Genomic DNA, 16,849 nt, shown 5'->3' on the forward strand with positions numbered 1-16,849 from the left:
TCGCGAATCATCTCAGTCATGGATTTCCGCGAGATGCCACCGGACCGAGACCCCACAAAACGGATCAGCGACATCCCACGCCACTGGGCCACCCAGACACCCGGCCATGTGGCCGTCTTCGAGGATGGCTGGACCGTCACCTACTCTCAGCTGTGGGCAGGCATCGAGGATGCACAGCGTTATCTGCAAGCACAGGGCGTCGGCACCGGCGACCGGGTGTTGATCGTGGCAGAGAACTGCCTAGCGGTGATCACGCTGGTGTTCGCGTTGTCGGAACTGGGTGCGTGGCCGGTCGTCGTCAACGCCCGTCTCTCGGAACGCGAAATCGAGGCGATCCGGGCGCACTGCCGGCCGCGCCTGATGCTGTTCACCCACGCTGCATCGCCGGATGCGCTGCGGCACGGCGTGCGTTATCGGGCTCGGGAGATTGCGCCGGCGACATTGGCCGGCTGGACCCGGACGGCGCCTTGTTCATAGTTGGCCGCACCAAGGACCTGATCATCCGTTCCGGCTTCAACGCCTATCCGATCGAGGTCGAATCTGTCATCAACACGCATCCGTCCGTGCGCGTGTCGGCCGTTGTCGGACAGCCCACGGCCGACGGCAACGAGGAAGTTATCGCCTTCGTCGAGATCAAGGATGGAGAGAAGTTCGATGCGTCGGCGCTGCACGACTACCTGGTCGAGCGCCTGTCGCCCTACAAGCGCCCGGAGAAAATCCTGCGCGTGGCCACGATCCCGACGACGGCCAGCGGCAAGCTGCTCAAGCACCAGCTCAGGCAGATGCTCGCTGAGCAGAAATAGACAGCAATGGTGTCGGGGTCCCTTCAGTCCTGGCGCCCGAGGCCATCCTCGACCAGCAGGTCCACCAGCTTGCGCGCAAACAGCGGCAATGCGCCGAGGTCCGCGACACATATCTGCAGCTTGCGCTCGGCCCACTCGTCGTTGAGCTGGACGATCCGCAGCGCCATCGTACCCGCGTGACGGGCGGCGGTGCTCTCCGGCAGCACGCCGATGCCGACATTCGCCTCGATCATCCGGCAGGCGGTCTCGAAGTTGCTGACCTGGACGCGCCAGCGCAACTCACGCTGCAAATCCGCGGCGGCCCGCTTGAGGAAACTGTGGATCGCGCTTGCCTCTGGCAGGCCGATGAAGTCATAGTCCAGCGTCTCGATGAAATCCACGCTGTCGTGCTCGGCCAGCGGATGGCTCAGCGCGGTGGCAAGGACCAGGCGGTCGCGCCGGTATGGCATGACCTCCAGCCCTTCGGTACGCACGTTGCCGGCAATGATGCCGATGTCCACCATCCCCTCCTGGACCGCGCGCACGATGTCCGGACTCAGCCGTTCGTGCATGTCGATGGTCACGTCCGGATGGTTGACGAGGTAGGTGCGCAGCACGGCCGGCAGGAACTCACTCATCGCCGTGGTGTTGGCGAAGACGCGCACATGGCCCTTCACGCCCGACACGTACTCCTGCAGATCGCCGCTCAACTGCTCCAGCTGGCGGAGTACGCGGCGCGCGTGGGCCAAAAGTGTCTCCCCCGCTCCGGTCACTTTCACGCCCTGGCTGCTGCGGCTCAGCAGCTTGACGCCGACGTGTTCCTCCAGGTTCTTGATACGGGTACTGGCCGCGGCCAAGGACAGGTGGGAGCGTTGTGCACCGCCGGTCAGGCTCTGGGCCTCCGCGATATGGGTGAACAGTTTCAGATCGACCAGATCAAAGCGCATCACATCCTTCCCAAGCGTGGGACCAGATTATCTCCCAAAGCAGCGATTTCCGGACCCGCCCGGCGTGAATTGCCCTCCTCCAAGGCGGACCGGGGCGGGCCAGCCATTGCGGGCGTCCTCTCACAAACGTTAGGTAGATTTTGGGCGCCCGATGGAGTAACTTCCATGGGGATTAACCCCACGGCGCATACGCCGCTTCCAGGCCCTCACCTACCATGACAAAACGCCAGGTCAATTCCACCCCTGTGGACACCCGCGAGAAGCTGCTGCGCCTCGCGGCACGCGCTTTTGGCACGCAAGGCTACGCCGCCACGACCATGCGCGGGATTGCCGACCAGGCCGGGATCGAAGCGGCCAGCATCTACTACCACTTCTCCTCGAAAGAAGAGTTGCTGGAAGCGGTGATGGAGCACGGGGCCCAAAGCATCTTTGCGCACACGCGGGCGCGCATCGAGGCGCTCCCGCCAGGCGCCGACGCCGAACAGCGCTTCCGCGCCGGCCTGCTGGGCCTCATCGGCGCGATGATCAAGTATGGCGACTACACTCTGGCGCACGGGCGCCAGCTCGCCGAGTTGCCGGACAAGGTTCGCGAGCGGCAGATCAGGCGGCGGGCCCAGCATCAGGACTTCTGGAACGGCATGCTGGAAGACCTGCGCGCCGAAGGCCGCCTGCGCGAGGACATCGACATCGCCCTGTGCCGGGTCTTTGTCCTAAGCACGATTACCTCGGTGCAGACCTGGTTCAACCCGAAGAAGGGTTCGCCCGAGAAGGTGATCGACGAACTGTGCAGGATCCTGTTTGAAGGCGTGCGGCCCAAGGAGGTGCGCAAGTCAGCACGACGGGCGCAGGCCGTGGCTTCGTAAGCCGGCCGCCACAGCCCCTGATCGCCGGTTGGGCTCGCCCTCGTTGCGGGACAGAGAACCTCCACAGTGGCGCGTCATCTCGCCTTCACCTGGGACAACGCCACGAGCTTCTTCCAGCGCTCGAGTTCGGCCGGTGCATCGGCGCGGGCTTTCGCGGCGGGCTGGATGTCTACCTCCAACCCCTGGCTGGTGCAGAACGCCTTGAAGGCGGGCGTGGCGGCGGCTTTGGTCATGGCGCCGGACAAATCCGTGACGATGGACTGCGGCGTACCGTGCCGGGCAAACGCCCAGATCGGCGTTTCCAGCGCATAGCCTTTCAGGCCAGCCTCATCCAGTGAGGGAGCGTCCGGAAAATAGCTCGACCGGCGTAGGCTGGTGACCGCGAGCACCCGCAGGCGCCCTGCCTTCACCAGCGGCAGCGATGTCGCCACGCCGCCGAAGCCGACATCCAGCTGCCCGCCCGCCACATCGACCACGACCTGCGCCGGCGCCTTGTAGGGAACGTGGGTCATCTGGATACCGGCCATGTTGCTCATCAGGGCCGCCGCCATGTGCGGGGTGGTACCGTTGCCTGGCGAACCGTAGGTCAGCCCGCCCGGCTTGCGCCTGGCGGCGGCGATCAGGTCCTGCACCGTGTGCAGCGGCGAATTGGCGGCCGTGACCAGCACCATCGCCGAGGTCGCCAGGCGCGCGATCGGCTCGAAGTCACTGACCGCGTCGTATGGCGTCTTGTCGACGAACTGGTTTGAGTAGTGGGCGGCGTAGTTGAACAGGATCGTGTAGCCGTCGGCGGGTGCCTTGGCGACAAAGTCCGTGCCGATGACCCCGCTTGCACCGACACGGTTCTCGACGACGAACGAGCCGCCCATCGCTTTGGACAGTTCGCTGCTCATGTAGCGCGCAACGACGTCCGTACCCGACCCGGGACTGAGCGGCACGATGATGCGGACCGGGCGCGCCGGGTAAGACTGCGCGAGCGCCGTAAGCGGTAGCGTGGCCAGCGCTGGCAAGAGCTGCAGGCAGGTACGGCGTGACATCATTGTTCTTGTCTCCTTTATGTTCTGTGAGAAGCAGGCGGTTTGCTCGCCTCGCCCATCAATGGAAGAGGCGAGCAAACAAGCTGCCGTCGGGCGGCCGCTAGACTACTCCCTCCTCGCGCAATGCCGCAATCTCTGCGCGGCTGAGCTTGAGCATGCCCCCGTAGATCTCTTCATTTGCACCGCCCAGCGCCATCGCAGGCTTATCAAACTGCGAGGGCGTGGCCGAGAACCGGATCGGCAGGCCCATGCCCACGGCATCCACCGGGCCGAACTGGGGGTGGGCAAGGTTCATCAACGCGCCGCTGTCATGCAGGCGGCGGTCGTGCAGCACCTCGTTGGGCTTGCGCACCGGCGCGCAGGGTACCCCGCGCTTGTCGAGCAGCTCGGCCACCACATCGGCAGTGCTGCGCTGGCTGGTCCAACCCGCGATCGCCTCGTTCAGCACCGAGGCATTGCGCATGCGCGGACCACGGCTGCTGAAGCGCGGGTCGTCGAGCAGCTCGGGCTGGCCGATCGACTCCAGCAGCCCGCGCATCCAGTCCGGCTGGAACGCAACGATCGCCACATGCCCGTCCCGCGTCGGGTACACCCCGAACGGCGCCAGCCGGTCGTGGTAGTTGCCGGTGCGGGACGGGTAGCCTTCCCGCCCCATGACGTCAAAGTGCTCTTCGGCGACCCACGACGCCAGGCAATCCAGCATCGACACCTGCACGAGCTGCCCCTCGCCGGTGCGGCCGCGGTGGATCAGTGCTGCCAGAATACCGTTGACGGTATACATCGGAGCCACCAGGTCCGCGATCGGCAAGCCGCAGCGCGTCGGCGGGCCGTCGGCGTAGCCGGTCACTTCCATCAGGCCACTGAGCGCCTGGACGATGATGTCCATGCCCTTGAGGCCGGGGAAAGCACTGGGCTCGCCCATGGCCTTGATCGACGCATAGACGATGCGCGGGTTCCGCCGCCGGACCTGCTCGTAGTCGATACCAAGCTTGGCGGTGGTGCCCTCGCTGAAGTTCTCCAGCACCACGTCGCATTCCTGCGCCAGCCGCATGAACAGCTCGCGACCCTGTTCGGACTTCAGGTCCAGCGTAATGCTCTTCTTGTTGCGGGCCCGGTTCAGGACCGTCAGAGATACCTCGTCGTCTTCACGCTGGCCGAAATGGATGCCATGGCTGCCCACGAACGGCGGGTTGGTGCGTGCAATGTCGCCGCCGCCCGGCGCTTCCACGCGGATCACCTCCGCGCCCATCCCGCCAAGCAGCAACGAGCCATACGGCCCGGCAAGCGCCACGGTCAGGTCCAGTACACGGATGCCTTCGAGCGGCCGTGATTGATTTGCTGGCACTACTGTCTCCTTTCTTGTCGGCCCGCCGTCATGCGGCCGGGCCCTTGTCACTTCCATTGCCTTACAACTGTTAGCTACGCGCCGGCGCCGAGCTTTCCCGGCCTGGCTTGGCTCGGGCAGGCCCCCTTTGCTTTGATTCAATGCTAGTGGAGCAGGCCGGTTGCGCTCAAGTAGTCACTGGCGAACCACCAGTTCGCATTGTGCGAATTGCTCGTGGTGGATCGTGCTGTCAGACAATGCCGGCCTTGCGCATGGCTTGCACCTGCGAGCGGTCGTAACCCACCTCAGCCAGCACTTCTTCGGTGTGTTCGCCAACCGTGGGCGGCCGCCGCACAACATCGGGCGGGGTGCGCGACAGGAGTGCCGGCGGCGCCACGATCGGTGCCTTGCGCGGCAATCCGGGGTAGTCGAGCCAGATGTAAGCGCCGGACTCCTGGATCGACGCATCGTCCAGCGCCTCGCGCGGGGAATAGATCGGCGCCGCCGGGATCTTGGCCTTCTCCAGTTCCCGCAGCGCGTCATCGCGGGTGCGGCTGGCGCACCATTTGCCCATCAGGTCGCTCAGGAACTCACCGTGCTCGCCGCGCCGCAAGTCGTCGCTGAAGCGGGGATCTTCCACCAGTTCCGGCGCGCCGATCAGGTTGGCCCAGCGCCGGAACAGCGGCTGCCCGATCACCTGGGCGATGATCCAGCCGTCGGCCACGCGGAAGATGTCCGAGGGCCCATAGGAGGGGCTGCGGTTGCCCATCGCCTGCCGGTCAATGGCAAGCGCCGCTTCCTCGATCAGCGCTCCGCTGGACAGGTTCAGCGCCGTCTGCAGCAGCGACGCCTCGACGCATTGCCCGCGCCCGCTGTTGCGCCGCTCGTACAGCGCCATTACCGTGCCGAGCGCGCACGACAAGGCAGTCGAGAAATCGACCACCGGCACCATCGCCTTGGTGGGGCTTTCGGGTGTGCCCGACATGTAGACTGCGCCGCTCATCGCCTGCCCCACCCCGTCGAAGCCGACCCGGTGGCCAGCGCCTTCATGCGAGCCGAAGGCCGTCGAAGCGGTCAGGATGATGCCGGGATTGATCGCACTCAGCGTCGCGTAATCAAGCCCCAGGTTTGCGAGCGTTTTCGGCGGCATGTTCGCCACCACCACGTCGGCCTTCTCCACCAGGCGGCGCACCACCTCGCGGCCCTCCTCGCTGTCGATGTCCAGCGTGATCGAGCGCTTGTTGCGATTGCACTGCAGGAACAGCGCCCCCTCCCCGGAGGCCGTGACCGGCACGATGAACCGGTCTTCGCTGCCACCGACCCGGTCGATCCGGATGACGTCGGCACCGTAATCGGCGAGCAGCGCTGCGCAGAAAGGGCCTGCAATGAAGCGTCCGAAATCGAGGATGCGGATACCTTCAAGAACCTTGGACATCGTTTTTGCTTCCATCTCACTGGCTGCCTCGTCTGCGTGCGACGACGGCTGATGGAAACCATCGTGACCGTCGGCCTTGCGCCAGTCAATCCAGGCTGGCCAGCTGTTCCGTGCATCGGAATTGCAGCGATTCGGATGGACGCCGGAAACCGGCGCATCGTGTTGCGACGGTCAGGCCACCGATCGGCGCCGCTCAGGCGAGCGGTGGATCGCCAGCCGCCTGGCGGCATCCATCGTCAAGCCAAAGCGATCATAGAATGCAGAGTCGAGGTCACTATTGGCAGGCCAGCCGGCAAAGCGCCCCAGATTGGATATCGCGACGTCGCCCGACATGGCTTCGAACAGCACCCGCATCAGCCGCTGCGTGCGGCAAAGATCGGTCACGGCCGTCCCCTGCGAGAACAGCATGCAGCGCAGCTGCGCGGTGGACATATCCAGCCGTTCAGCGATAAAGGCAGCGCTCCACGCGTGCTGCGGCTGCAGGAAAACATGTTTGCAGATGCGGTGATGCAGGGATGACTGCGGCGCAGCCGGCACCATGCCCTGGATCTCCAGGGTACAGGCGGATGGCTGCACGCTGCTGCCGTCCAGGTGCAGATCGATGGCTTCGAACGGGTCGATGGTGACGGCCTGCCGGGGCACCAGCGAGCGTTCATACCCGCGCCGCCTGATCACCAGTCTCCCGCGCGTGGCGGCGATCGATAGCGGGAAGGCCAGCAACAGTCGATGCAGGCTGATGTGCAAGTGGGAGTGCAGATGAACGCGCATGTTCGCTCGGGATAGCTGTCAGTGACAATCACCATCATCGCCGCCAAGCCAGTTTTCCGCCTATGGAATTTCCGAACGCACCGTTCACCGCGCCACCCGGCCAAGGATCCTGATTTTCCGCCAGTGGGGGCCGGTCAGCCCGGTTAGCCCCGCTGTTGCTGCTTCAGAGCCGCCACCATCAACCGCAAGCTCAGGCTGACGTCGTGCGCGGAAACACCGGAATGCGCTTCTCGCGGAACGAGGCCACGCCTTCCTTGACCTCCGGGCCGCCGAAGCCGAACATCTCCAGCGCCAGCGAAGCATCGAAGGTCGGGCCTGCCTGGCGCAGCCAGTTGTTCAGCGCATACTTGGTCCAGCGGATCGCCGACGGCGCGCCATTGGCCAGACGCGTGGCAATCGACACCGCCGTGTCCTGCAGCTCTGCCTCATCCACGGCCAGCGACACCAGACCCATCTGCTCCGCCTTCTCGCCGCTCACCGGCTCGCACAGCAGCAGGTGGTACTTGGCCTTGGCCATGCCGCACAGCAGCGGCCATACGATCGCGGCGTGATCGCCAGCGGCAACGCCCAGGCGCGTATGGCCATCGACCAGCCGCGCGGTGCGCGCCGCCACCGAGATATCTGCCAGCAGCGCCGCAACCAGCCCGGCACCGACGGCGGAGCCGTGGATCGCCGAAACGATCGGCTTGGAGCAATTGATGATGTTGTAGACCAGGTCCTTCGACTCGCGCCAGACGCGGGCGCGCGCGTCGAAGGAATCGATCATCTCTTCAACCATCTCGAAGTCGCCGCCGGCAGAGAAGGCCTTGCCGGCGCCGCACAGCACCACGGCGCTAACGCTCGGGTCGGCATCTATATCGCGCCACACGCGGGCAATCTCGTCATGGCCGCGCGCATCCAGCGCGTTCAGGCGCTCGGGACGGTTCAGTGTGATACGCAGGACGCCCTCGTCGGGGCGGTCAAACGCCAGGCTCGAATAGTTCTCATAGGCCGCGCCCGCGGCGGTATTGCTTTTCGACATGGAATCTCCTGAATAAAAGTGCGGGGGCGTGTGCAGCGAACAAGAAATACACACGCTCCCGTCAATCAATGCGCCCTCACGGCGACGTCAATGCGCGGCAGCGGCGCGAATCTCTTCAAGTGCCGGCGGGTTGTCCAGCGCGGACAGGTCGCCGGCAGGCAGGCCGGTGTAAACGCTGCGGATCACGCGGCGCATGATCTTGGAGCTGCGCGTCTTGGGCAGCTGCGCGACTACGTGGACCACGGACGGGCGGAAGGGGCGCCCCAGCCGGGCGTCGACATGCTTGCTGACAGCGGCCGCCAGCGCCTCGTTCGACTGCGTCATGGCAGACGATGGCACCAGGAACACCACCAGCTTCTGCCCCTTGACCGGGTCCTCCACGCCGATGGCGGCAGCTTCGGCGATTTCGGGCAGTTCGAGCAGCACGTCCTCGATCTCGGCCGGCCCAAGGCGCTTGCCCGCCAGCTTGATGGTGTCGTCGGAGCGGCCCATCATGAACCAGGTGCCGTCGTCGCGGCGCAGCGCCAGGTCACCGTGCACCCAGATGCCCGGCACGGTGTTCCAATAGGTGTCGAGATAGCGCTCGTCGTCCTGCCAGAACGACTGCGTCATGCCGACGAACGGCCGGCGGATCGCCAGCTCGCCCACGGTGTTGGTCAGCGACTTGCCGTCCGCATCTACCACGTCGGCAGCCACCGACGGCGAGGCGGTATTGAACCCGGCCGGGCTGATCGGCTTTACGATGACGCTGGACAGCAGCGCCCCGGACACCTCGGTGCCGCCGGTGTAGTTGATGACCGGACGGCGGCCACCGCCGAACGCCTTCTGGAACCACAGGAAGTGTTCAGGATCGATGCCCTCGCCGGCCGTGATCAGCAGCCTGACCGTCGACGTATCGCCGTGCGTGGCGATGGCCTCGTTGGCGGCCAGGCCCCGGATCAGCGTCGGCGCCGAGCCGAAGTGCGTCACCCCGTAGCGCTCGACGATGCGCGACATGCGCGACCAGTCCGGGTAATCCGGGGCGCCGTCATAGCAGACCAGCGTCGCGCCGCGCAGCAGCGCGCACGACATCACCAGCGTGCCGGCGACCCAACCCATGTCCGCCGGCCAGCAGAACACATCCTTCGGGCTGACGTTGAAATGGATGGCCGAATCGTGCGCGATCTTCATCGGGAAGCTGCCGTGGGTATGCACGGTGCCCTTGGGCTTCCCGGTGGTGCCGGAAGTATAGATGATCATAAAGGGATCGTCCGGCGACATCCGCTCCGGCGCGGCATCCGGCTGCGCGCTGGCCACCTGCTGCCAGCCCAGCACCTTGTCGCCAAAGGCGATCCCTTCGCCCGCATGCTTCCAGACCGTGGTGCCGATGTCCGGCAGGCGCGACAGCGCCTCGTCGACAAGGCTGCGTGTATCGACCCACTTGCCGCGGCGCGAGAAGCCGGTCGTTGCCACCAGCGCGCTGGCTGAGCACGACGACAGGCGCGACACGATGGCATCGACGCCGAAGCCGCTGAACAGCGGCACCGTCACCGCGCCGATCCAGGTGATGGCCAGCGAGGTCACGGTCGCTTCGACGCCGTTTTCCATCAGCAGGCCAACACGGTCGCCGCGCTTGACGCCGAGCGCCTTCAGGCCGCCGGCGAAGCCGGCTACCTTGCGCGCCAGTTCGGCATAGCTCAGTTGCTCGACCGCGCCGCTCTCTTTCTCGGCCACCACGGCGGTGTGCGACGCCATCGCGGGATCGTCCGCCCACTTGAGCGCTGACTTGACCCAGTTCAGCTGTCCGCCCGGGAACCATTTCGGGAACGGCTTGCCCTTGGATGCGTCCATGTACTGCGTGTACGGAACGTCCCACACCATACCGCAGAAATCGATGACGGCGTCCCAGTAGGCGTCGGGCTTCTCGTTGGAGAAGATAAGAAGTTCGTCGTAGTCCTTCAGGCCCAGGCGCGCGACCAGCGCCGACGCGTTTGCCGTGGCGATATCGTCTCCCGTAGGGATCCAGTCATTGTGCAGAGAGTCACTCATCGAAAATCCAGCGTATTGGTTGCACGGTTGCTGCGACGCGATGTGGTCAAGACAGTTTATGCAGCATCAGGAGCGCCATCGCATAGGTCCAGCGTGCGCGACGCACCGACGCAAGTCAATCTGCGCAGCGGTGTTGTGCCGTACTTTGGAATGCTGTGGCGCGGGCTGGAGCGCCGCGGCTGACGGCTTGAAGGGGACACATCGCCACGCGCGAACGCGCTTGCCTCCCCTTACATTTGTTAGATACATTGTGGCAGTATGGACCACCAGCTTCCATGAGGTTTACCCGCACCGGCGGTCTCCCCCAAGTGCCACCAATTTCATTGCACGGCACAGTTGCAGCATGGGCTTTGACGCCATCGCACGACATCTCACAGACTCCGCACACATACAAGACCACAACGGAGGAGCCCTATGAAGAGTCGTTATTACGCAGCAGTGCTGTTGTCCATGACTGCACCATTCGCCGCTGCGCAATCGTCCGTCACGCTGTATGGCGTCGCGGATATCGGGTTGGAATACCTGAGCCACGCCAATGCCACCGGCGACAAGCTATTTCGCATGGCATCCGGCAACGTGTCGGGCTCGCGGTGGGGTCTGCGCGGCGTGGAGGACCTGGGCAGCGGCATGAAAGCGGTCTACGCGCTGGAAAGCGGCTTCGATCTCGACAGCGGCGTATCCAGCCAGGGCGGTCGCCTGTTCGGCCGCCAGGCGTTCGTGGGTCTGGACCACAAATGGGGCCGCGTAACGCTCGGGCGGCAGCAGAACGCCCTGTTCGACCTGCTGATCAACTATGAGCCGATGGTGCTGGCGGCACGCTACTCGGCTCTGTCGATCGATTCCAATCTTGCGGGCCGCTACGACAACACGGGCAAGTACTCCGGCAAGTTCGGCCCCGTCACCGCGACCGCCCTGTACAGCTTTGCCCGCGGTAGCAGCATCACCAGCGGCGGCACCACGTCGCTCGGCACCGAGGTACCTGGCGACGTCAGGAGCGATCGTGCGTTTGGCGGCGGCCTGGAGTACTCCGTCGGCAACTTTGGCGCCACCGTGATCTATGACCAGCAGCAAGGCACGCGTGGCGTCACCGGACAGAATTCGGGCCAGACGGACCGGCGCATCGCGGCGGCGGCCAACTTCAGCTTCGGCAGCTCGACGGTACTGGCCGGCTATCGCTGGTTCAACGGCGATATCGGTGTCGCGCCGGGCCAGCCACAGCGTCGCAACGACCTGTACTGGCTGGGCTACCGTTTCCAGGCTACGCCTGCCCTCACCTTTACCGGCGCGGGCTACTACCTGAATAACCGGCGTAACGGACAGGATCCGTGGATGCTGGTCGCATCCGCCAATTACGCCTTGTCAAAGCGTACCGATGCCTTCCTGAACGTAGGATACGTGCGCAACAAGGACAACTCCAACCTTGGCCTGAACGGCGTCGGCAGCACCATCACGCCGGGTGAGAACCAGACGGGGGTCATGGTCAATATTCGCCATAAGTTCTGACGGATTGGCTCCGGCAGTGTCGCTTCAATGCGGCGCGACCGGACAGCGAGACAAGAAGTAGAAAACGGTAAGGGAACTGGCGCCTGCTCGCGTTTCATAGTTTTTGTGTGTGGCTGGCGCCCACAGCATCAGACGCACCAGCGCGGGCAAGCCGACGCTCGTACCTTCCGAACGTCATTGCACGGAACGCTGGCAAGCCCGGCATTGACCTCGCCTGCCCCGCATGCCGACATGCATTCGCGCACCCTGCACGCAGGGCTGCCAGTAAAGATATCGAGATAGGAGACCGCAGCAATGACCCATCCCCTTCACCGCCTATGCGGCGCGATCATCATGGCGCTGGCCGCAGCCCCGACATTTGCAGCGGACGCGTATCCGGCCAGGCCCCTGCGGATCATCGTCAACTCGGCGCCGGGCGCGCTGCTTGACGTCACGATTCGCGCCGTGGCGCATCAGATGGCCGAGAACCTCGGCCAGCCGGTTGTCGTGGAAAACATGGCGGGGGCCGCCGGGGTGCTTGGCATCCGTTATGTGAAAGCCCAGAAGCCGGATGGCTACACCATCCTCGCCACCGCCAATACCCTGGCGCTGGCGCAGGCCACCAAGCTGGAGCCGGGCTACGACCTGGCGCGTGACTTCATCGGCATCGGCATGATGAACAAGGCCCCGCTGCTGATGGTGGGCTTCTCCGCCCAGCCGGACAAGGCCCTGCCCCAGTTGATCGCGCATGCCAAAGCCAGCCCGGGCGCGATGTCCTATGCCACCGCAGGCATCGGCACCAGTACCCATATGGCCGCCGCGCTGTTCATGCACCAGGCCGGCATCAAGATGCTTCACGTGCCCTACAAGGGGAACGCCGGCGCCATGCCGGACGTGCTTGGCGGCCGCGTCAACATGATCTTTGACGGCGCCAACTCGTCGGGCCCCTACATCCAGGACGGCAAGCTGCGCGCGTTCGCGGTCTCGTCCCCCAAGCGGCTGCCCGCGTTTCCCGATATTCCGACACTGGCCGAACAGGGCCTGCCCGACTACAGCTTCTATGTCTACATGGGCCTGGCGGCGCCGGCCGGCACGCCAACGTCGGTGGTCATGCGGCTGGCGAAAGCATTGAAGGCAGCCCAGGCCAGCGAGGCCGTGCGCGAGCGGTTCCGCAGGGACAGCGCCGAAGCCGGCAACATGTCTCCGGAGGAATTCACCGCCTTCCTGCGTCAGGACCTGCAGCGCTACATCAAGGTCGTGGCGGACCTGAGCATCCCGAAGGAATAAGCCGCGCGCCCCTGCCGGCATCTGCCGCAGGGGCGCAACACATGACCAGGACAGAATGCAATGGCAGCCACCTTCGTCGAGCAACTGGCCGGCTTTACCCAACAAAGGCACCTACGACACGTTGCCGCCAGCGTGTCGTGGACGAATGCAAGCGTATCGTCCTCGATTCGCTTGCGGCTACAGCAGCACCGTCTTCGGCGCGACAGCGGCCATTGTCAAGCTGAAGGGACTGGGAGCGGAAACGACTGCGCATGCGTTGGGTATTGCCGGCAGCATCATCCCGGTGAACTCGCAGGGTCGCTTGGTTCCAGCATGCGCTCAGCTCCACCATCAAGTACCTGCTTGCCAGCGCGCTGACGCAGGCGGCCATGGCCGCCTGAGCACACGGCCGAGTTCGGCCACCGCGGCGACCTGCAGATCCTCGGTGACGGCGAATACGGCTCCCCGCGCTTTATCGGCACGACGCGTTGGGAGCCGGATTGCATCCTCGCGGCACTCGGCACCGACTGGCAGTTCCCCACCGAACAGGCCTATAAGCCCTACCCGCGCTGCCGCATCCTGCATGCGCTGCTGGACAGCCTCAAGGAGATCGTCGACCAGAACGAACTGCGGCTGGACGAGTGAGCACAGAGGAGCAGAAGGTCCGCGACAACGCAGTGCAGGATCTGGAGAACTGGGGACCATCGCGTCGATCCTGGCTGACTTGCGCCCCGGGAAGCAATAGGGACGCAGACGCCGGGGCCTGCACCGCGGGGTAGGCCCCGCGCTTTCCTGAGCGCGCAACTGGTCCAAAGCGCCCAGAAAAGAAGCCCCGCGGCAAGCCGTTCGGGGCGGAAGCTCGCTTAGCGGCGAGCATGGAGACAACGGCTACCACTTAGGCGTGCACAGCTTCACTATGCTGCAGCGGCGGCAGATCGCCAATGGATTGACGCGAACCCTCCCGTACTTTGAAAGGATCCGAGCGAAGCCCCTGGGGCATGGCGCTGGCGCCGTGGCATTCCAAAGTACGGAACACTCTGTCTTTCCGGTTGGGCCAACGGGCGCTGTCGTCGTAGCATTGCCCGCAAAGCCACAAGGAGGGCATGGCCGGGAACGCCCGGGCCGCGCCAAGCAATGACATGGCAACCATGACCGAACACCACGCCAAGAGCACGAACGCCTCGCGCGCGCAGGCCGCCCTGCAAAACGTCGAGCGCCGCTGGAACGCCGCCGCGCTGACGTGGAACGCCGACGCGCTGACCGCGCTGTACGCGCCCGAAGCCCTGTTCTTTGGGGGCCGCCCGGGCCACGCCGTGGGCCAGGCGGCGATCCTGGGGTATTTTGCCTCGTACACCGGGACGCTACGCTCGGCATCGATGTCGCTGGTCGACCAGACCCTGGTCGAGCTCGGCGCGGACACGCTGCTGGCGCAGGGGCACGCAAACTTCCGCTTTGTGCTCGCCGACGGGCGCGAAACCGCCTCGGCACTGCGGACGACGTGGGTGCTGGTCAGGCGCCTGGGGGTGTGGCAGATTCTGCAGCACCACTTTTCCCCGACACCGGAAGCACCGCCTATCCAATAGCCGGCGCCCCCTCATCGAGAAGACCCGATGCACGAAGACCAAGCGCCCGCCGACCACGCCGCGCCAACGCAATCCCGCGACTTGCCGCTACCGGCCCCACGACGCCACCTGCATACCCGCGCCGTCATCATGCAAGGCTTTCGCCGTGACGATGGCTTGTGGGATATCGAAGGCGAGATGGAGGACAGTAAGACCGCGCCCTGGCCCAGTTGGGAAGGCGGTGAGCAGCCGCCTGACGTGCCGATACACCACATGCGGGTCCGCATCACGCTGGACGATACCTATACCGTCCGGGCCGTCGCCGCGGCGCTGCCTTCCATCCCGTTTCCCGAATGCACCGAAGGCATGCCGCCGCTGAAGGGCCTGGTCGGCGCGAGCATCGCGCGCGGCTGGCGCAAGGCGCTCGAAGCGACGTTGGGCGGCACCAGGGGCTGCACGCATCTGCGCGAACTGCTGATGAATCTCGGTACCGTGGCCTACCAGACCGTGGGCGGCGAAGCGCGGCGCCAGGAATGGGAAGCCCTGCCCGAACCCCGCATCAGGCCTCCGGTGGCGACATCGCCCAAGCCGCACTGGGGCAAATGCGTCGGCTGGCGGCTTGACGGGGAAGTGATCAGGCGGTGGGCACCGGATTTCTACCAGGGCCCCGGTCAGGCTTCGGCACACGCCAGCCCAGCCGATGCGGACTAACCACCGACAGCGGAACGACAGCCTTAACAACCCGCCGCTCCGCAACCAACCACTTCCAAAGTACGGGACGCGGGCTTGCACGCCGCTGCGACGCGGCTTGCCATTGGTATCAAATCTGGCATACCTGTGAAATGAATCAAGCCATGCGGACTGAGAAAGCGAGCGACGCGGGCGTTGCCGGTATGTGCCTGCAGCCATCGGTAGGCACATGACCGCGCCGCCACGAAAACCGGCGCAAGCCATCACTGCGTGGGGGCCGTTGCGCAACCGGCGGTTCTCGGTACTCTGGTCGGTATGGGTCGCCGCCAACCTGTGCGTCTGGATGTACGACGTTGCCGCGGCGTGGCTGATGACCTCCCTGACCGACAGCAAGACCCTGGTTGCCCTGGTACAGACGGCTACGGCCTTGCCAGCGTTCTTACTCGCTCTCCCCGGTGGCGCGCTGGCGGATCAGCTCGACCGGCGCAGGTGCTTCCTCCTCACACTCTTGTGGACTGCGGCCACGACGACGACGCTGGCGGTGGCCGCTGCCACTGGCATCCTCAACACTCCCCTGCTGCTTGCGCTGGTCTTCGCCGGAGGCATCGGCACCGCCCTCCGCTGGCCGGCTTTCTCGGCCTTGCTGCCAGAAGTCGTTGCGCGTCCGGAGTTGCCGCAGGCAATGGCCCTGCATGGCCTAGCGGTGCACGGCGCACGCGTGGGAGGACCGCTCATGGCAGGCTTGTTCTTGGCCATATGGGGCGGCGCCTCGGTGTTCATCGTCGGCGCGCTGATGTCCCTTGCCTCGGCACTGGTGATCTGGAAATGGGACTATAACGCGCCGCCGCGCAAGCGCCGCACCGTGCGTCTGCCGCAATCGATACGATCCGGCCTCCGTTACGCATGGCGCAGCCAGCGCCTGCGCGCCGCGATCGTGCGGGTCTGGGTCCTCTTTATGACCGTGACCGCATTAATGGCGCTGCTCCCACTGCTGGCGCGCGCGTATGGCGGGGTCAGCGCACACGTCTACACGACACTGCTCACATGCGTAGGCGTCGGGGCCATGACCGTGGCGATGGCGCTGCCGCGACTGAGGACCCGTTTCGGCTCGGAAAAAATCGTTACGGAGGGCTCGCTCATCCTCGGTGTCGCGATTGCAGGCATCGGCATGGCCCCGCATGCGTGGCTGGCGGCACCTGTCCTGTTCGTGAGCGGAGCTGGCTGGCTTGGGATCGGCAACTCGCTGAACGTCAGCGCCCAGCTGGCGCTGCCAGACCGGCTGCGCGCGCGCGGCATGGCGGTCTTCTTCATGGCCGCAATGGGCGGCGGCGCCAGTGGCGCTGCACTATTCGGCGCGCTGGCCGACCATGTGGGCGTGCGTCCGGCACTGATCTCACTGGCGTTGATGACGTTCGGACTCGGCTGGCTGATGCGCGGCCGTTGGTCTATCTCATTCGCGGACGGCAACAGTCAGGAACAGGGTTGAGCCAGTGGCCTTCCTGACCGCCCAGCCCGCCGGTCAGGAGCGTGCACGCTGGCCGGAGGACTTTCTGCATCTGGCGACTGATCTTTCCGCAGTACGGAACATGTAAAGTCCGCCGCTTGACAGTGCCGAGCGGCTGCCTCGAAGCTGGCAGGCTTTAA

At 65.3% G+C, this 16,849-nt stretch carries 13 protein-coding genes and 1 pseudogene; 7 read left to right on the forward strand and 7 right to left on the reverse strand.

The annotated features are described in order from the left end of the window. Positions 1-33 precede the first annotated feature (33 nt). A pseudogene (locus K307_RS51000) lies at positions 34-803 on the forward strand (class I adenylate-forming enzyme family protein). Positions 804-826: 23 nt separating this feature from the next. Here K307_RS51000 and K307_RS07100 read toward each other — a convergent pair. After that, a complete protein-coding gene (locus tag K307_RS07100) occupies positions 827-1,729 on the reverse strand; it encodes a LysR substrate-binding domain-containing protein (protein ID WP_042877244.1) in 903 nt (300 codons plus the stop codon). Between the two features lie 215 nt (positions 1,730-1,944). On the opposite strand from K307_RS07100, the gene K307_RS07105 reads away from it, so the two are divergent. Further along, on the forward strand, positions 1,945-2,592 hold the full coding sequence (locus tag K307_RS07105; RefSeq protein ID WP_051974736.1) for a TetR/AcrR family transcriptional regulator: 648 nt from the start codon (positions 1,945-1,947) through the stop codon (positions 2,590-2,592). A gap of 74 nt (positions 2,593-2,666) precedes the next feature. Here the strand turns inward: K307_RS07105 and K307_RS07110 are convergent, their stop codons facing one another. From K307_RS07110 to K307_RS07135, 6 genes are all read right to left on the reverse strand, one after another. Further along, entirely contained in the window at positions 2,667-3,632 is a 966-nt protein-coding gene (locus K307_RS07110) for a tripartite tricarboxylate transporter substrate binding protein (protein ID WP_042877246.1), read from the reverse strand. 97 nt (positions 3,633-3,729) lie between these two features. Beyond that, positions 3,730-4,974: a CaiB/BaiF CoA transferase family protein gene (locus tag K307_RS07115; RefSeq protein WP_042877248.1), complete on the reverse strand. Its 1,245-nt coding sequence runs from the start codon at positions 4,972-4,974 to the stop codon at positions 3,730-3,732. 229 nt (positions 4,975-5,203) lie between these two features. Continuing rightward, positions 5,204-6,388 (reverse strand): CaiB/BaiF CoA transferase family protein, encoded by a 1,185-nt coding sequence (locus tag K307_RS07120; protein ID WP_042877250.1) that lies wholly within the window; start codon positions 6,386-6,388, stop codon positions 5,204-5,206. 171 nt (positions 6,389-6,559) lie between these two features. After that, complete coding sequence (locus tag K307_RS07125) at positions 6,560-7,156, reverse strand: hypothetical protein (protein WP_042877252.1); 597 nt, start codon at positions 7,154-7,156, stop codon at positions 6,560-6,562. Between the two features lie 190 nt (positions 7,157-7,346). Beyond that, a complete protein-coding gene (locus K307_RS07130) occupies positions 7,347-8,177 on the reverse strand; it encodes an enoyl-CoA hydratase/isomerase family protein (protein ID WP_042877255.1) in 831 nt (276 codons plus the stop codon). Positions 8,178-8,264: 87 nt separating this feature from the next. Then, positions 8,265-10,205, reverse strand: a complete 1,941-nt coding sequence (locus K307_RS07135) for an AMP-binding protein (RefSeq protein ID WP_042877256.1) — start codon at positions 10,203-10,205, stop codon at positions 8,265-8,267. 414 nt (positions 10,206-10,619) lie between these two features. Between K307_RS07135 and K307_RS07140 the strand changes: the two genes are divergently transcribed. The 5 genes from K307_RS07140 to K307_RS07160 all read left to right on the forward strand — a co-directional run bounded on the left by K307_RS07140 (position 10,620) and on the right by K307_RS07160 (position 16,691). Next, complete coding sequence (locus K307_RS07140; protein ID WP_042877258.1) at positions 10,620-11,708, forward strand: porin; 1,089 nt, start codon at positions 10,620-10,622, stop codon at positions 11,706-11,708. 294 nt (positions 11,709-12,002) lie between these two features. Further along, positions 12,003-12,974 carry a tripartite tricarboxylate transporter substrate binding protein gene (locus K307_RS07145; protein WP_051974737.1) on the forward strand — a complete coding sequence of 324 codons (972 nt, stop codon included), beginning with the start codon at positions 12,003-12,005 and terminating at the stop codon, positions 12,972-12,974. A 1,127-nt stretch (positions 12,975-14,101) separates the two neighbouring features. Beyond that, a complete protein-coding gene (locus K307_RS07150; protein WP_051975028.1) occupies positions 14,102-14,536 on the forward strand; it encodes a YybH family protein in 435 nt (144 codons plus the stop codon). A gap of 27 nt (positions 14,537-14,563) precedes the next feature. Then, positions 14,564-15,226: a DUF2889 domain-containing protein gene (locus K307_RS07155; protein ID WP_051974738.1), complete on the forward strand. Its 663-nt coding sequence runs from the start codon at positions 14,564-14,566 to the stop codon at positions 15,224-15,226. 208 nt (positions 15,227-15,434) lie between these two features. Further along, on the forward strand, positions 15,435-16,691 hold the full coding sequence (locus tag K307_RS07160; protein WP_051974739.1) for an MFS transporter: 1,257 nt from the start codon (positions 15,435-15,437) through the stop codon (positions 16,689-16,691). Positions 16,692-16,849 lie beyond the last annotated feature (158 nt).

The sequence above is a fragment of the Cupriavidus necator A5-1 genome (assembly GCF_000744095.1).
Taxonomy (GTDB): domain Bacteria; phylum Pseudomonadota; class Gammaproteobacteria; order Burkholderiales; family Burkholderiaceae; genus Cupriavidus; species Cupriavidus necator_A.

Bases quoted from the DNA above. Each gene is read 5' to 3' on its own strand.
- K307_RS07100 (WP_042877244.1), bottom strand. From the start codon at position 1,729: ATGCGCTTTGATCTGGTCGATCTGAAACTGTTCACCCATATCGCGGAG.
- K307_RS07105 (WP_051974736.1), top strand. From the start codon at position 1,945: ATGACAAAACGCCAGGTCAATTCCACCCCTGTGGACACCCGCGAGAAG.
- K307_RS07110 (WP_042877246.1), bottom strand. From the start codon at position 3,632: ATGATGTCACGCCGTACCTGCCTGCAGCTCTTGCCAGCGCTGGCCACG.
- K307_RS07120 (WP_042877250.1), bottom strand. From the start codon at position 6,388: ATGTCCAAGGTTCTTGAAGGTATCCGCATCCTCGATTTCGGACGCTTC.
- K307_RS07125 (WP_042877252.1), bottom strand. From the start codon at position 7,156: ATGCGCGTTCATCTGCACTCCCACTTGCACATCAGCCTGCATCGACTG.
- K307_RS07130 (WP_042877255.1), bottom strand. From the start codon at position 8,177: ATGTCGAAAAGCAATACCGCCGCGGGCGCGGCCTATGAGAACTATTCG.
- K307_RS07135 (WP_042877256.1), bottom strand. From the start codon at position 10,205: ATGAGTGACTCTCTGCACAATGACTGGATCCCTACGGGAGACGATATC.
- K307_RS07140 (WP_042877258.1), top strand. From the start codon at position 10,620: ATGAAGAGTCGTTATTACGCAGCAGTGCTGTTGTCCATGACTGCACCA.
- K307_RS07145 (WP_051974737.1), top strand. From the start codon at position 12,003: ATGACCCATCCCCTTCACCGCCTATGCGGCGCGATCATCATGGCGCTG.
- K307_RS07150 (WP_051975028.1), top strand. From the start codon at position 14,102: ATGACCGAACACCACGCCAAGAGCACGAACGCCTCGCGCGCGCAGGCC.
- K307_RS07155 (WP_051974738.1), top strand. From the start codon at position 14,564: ATGCACGAAGACCAAGCGCCCGCCGACCACGCCGCGCCAACGCAATCC.
- K307_RS07160 (WP_051974739.1), top strand. From the start codon at position 15,435: ATGACCGCGCCGCCACGAAAACCGGCGCAAGCCATCACTGCGTGGGGG.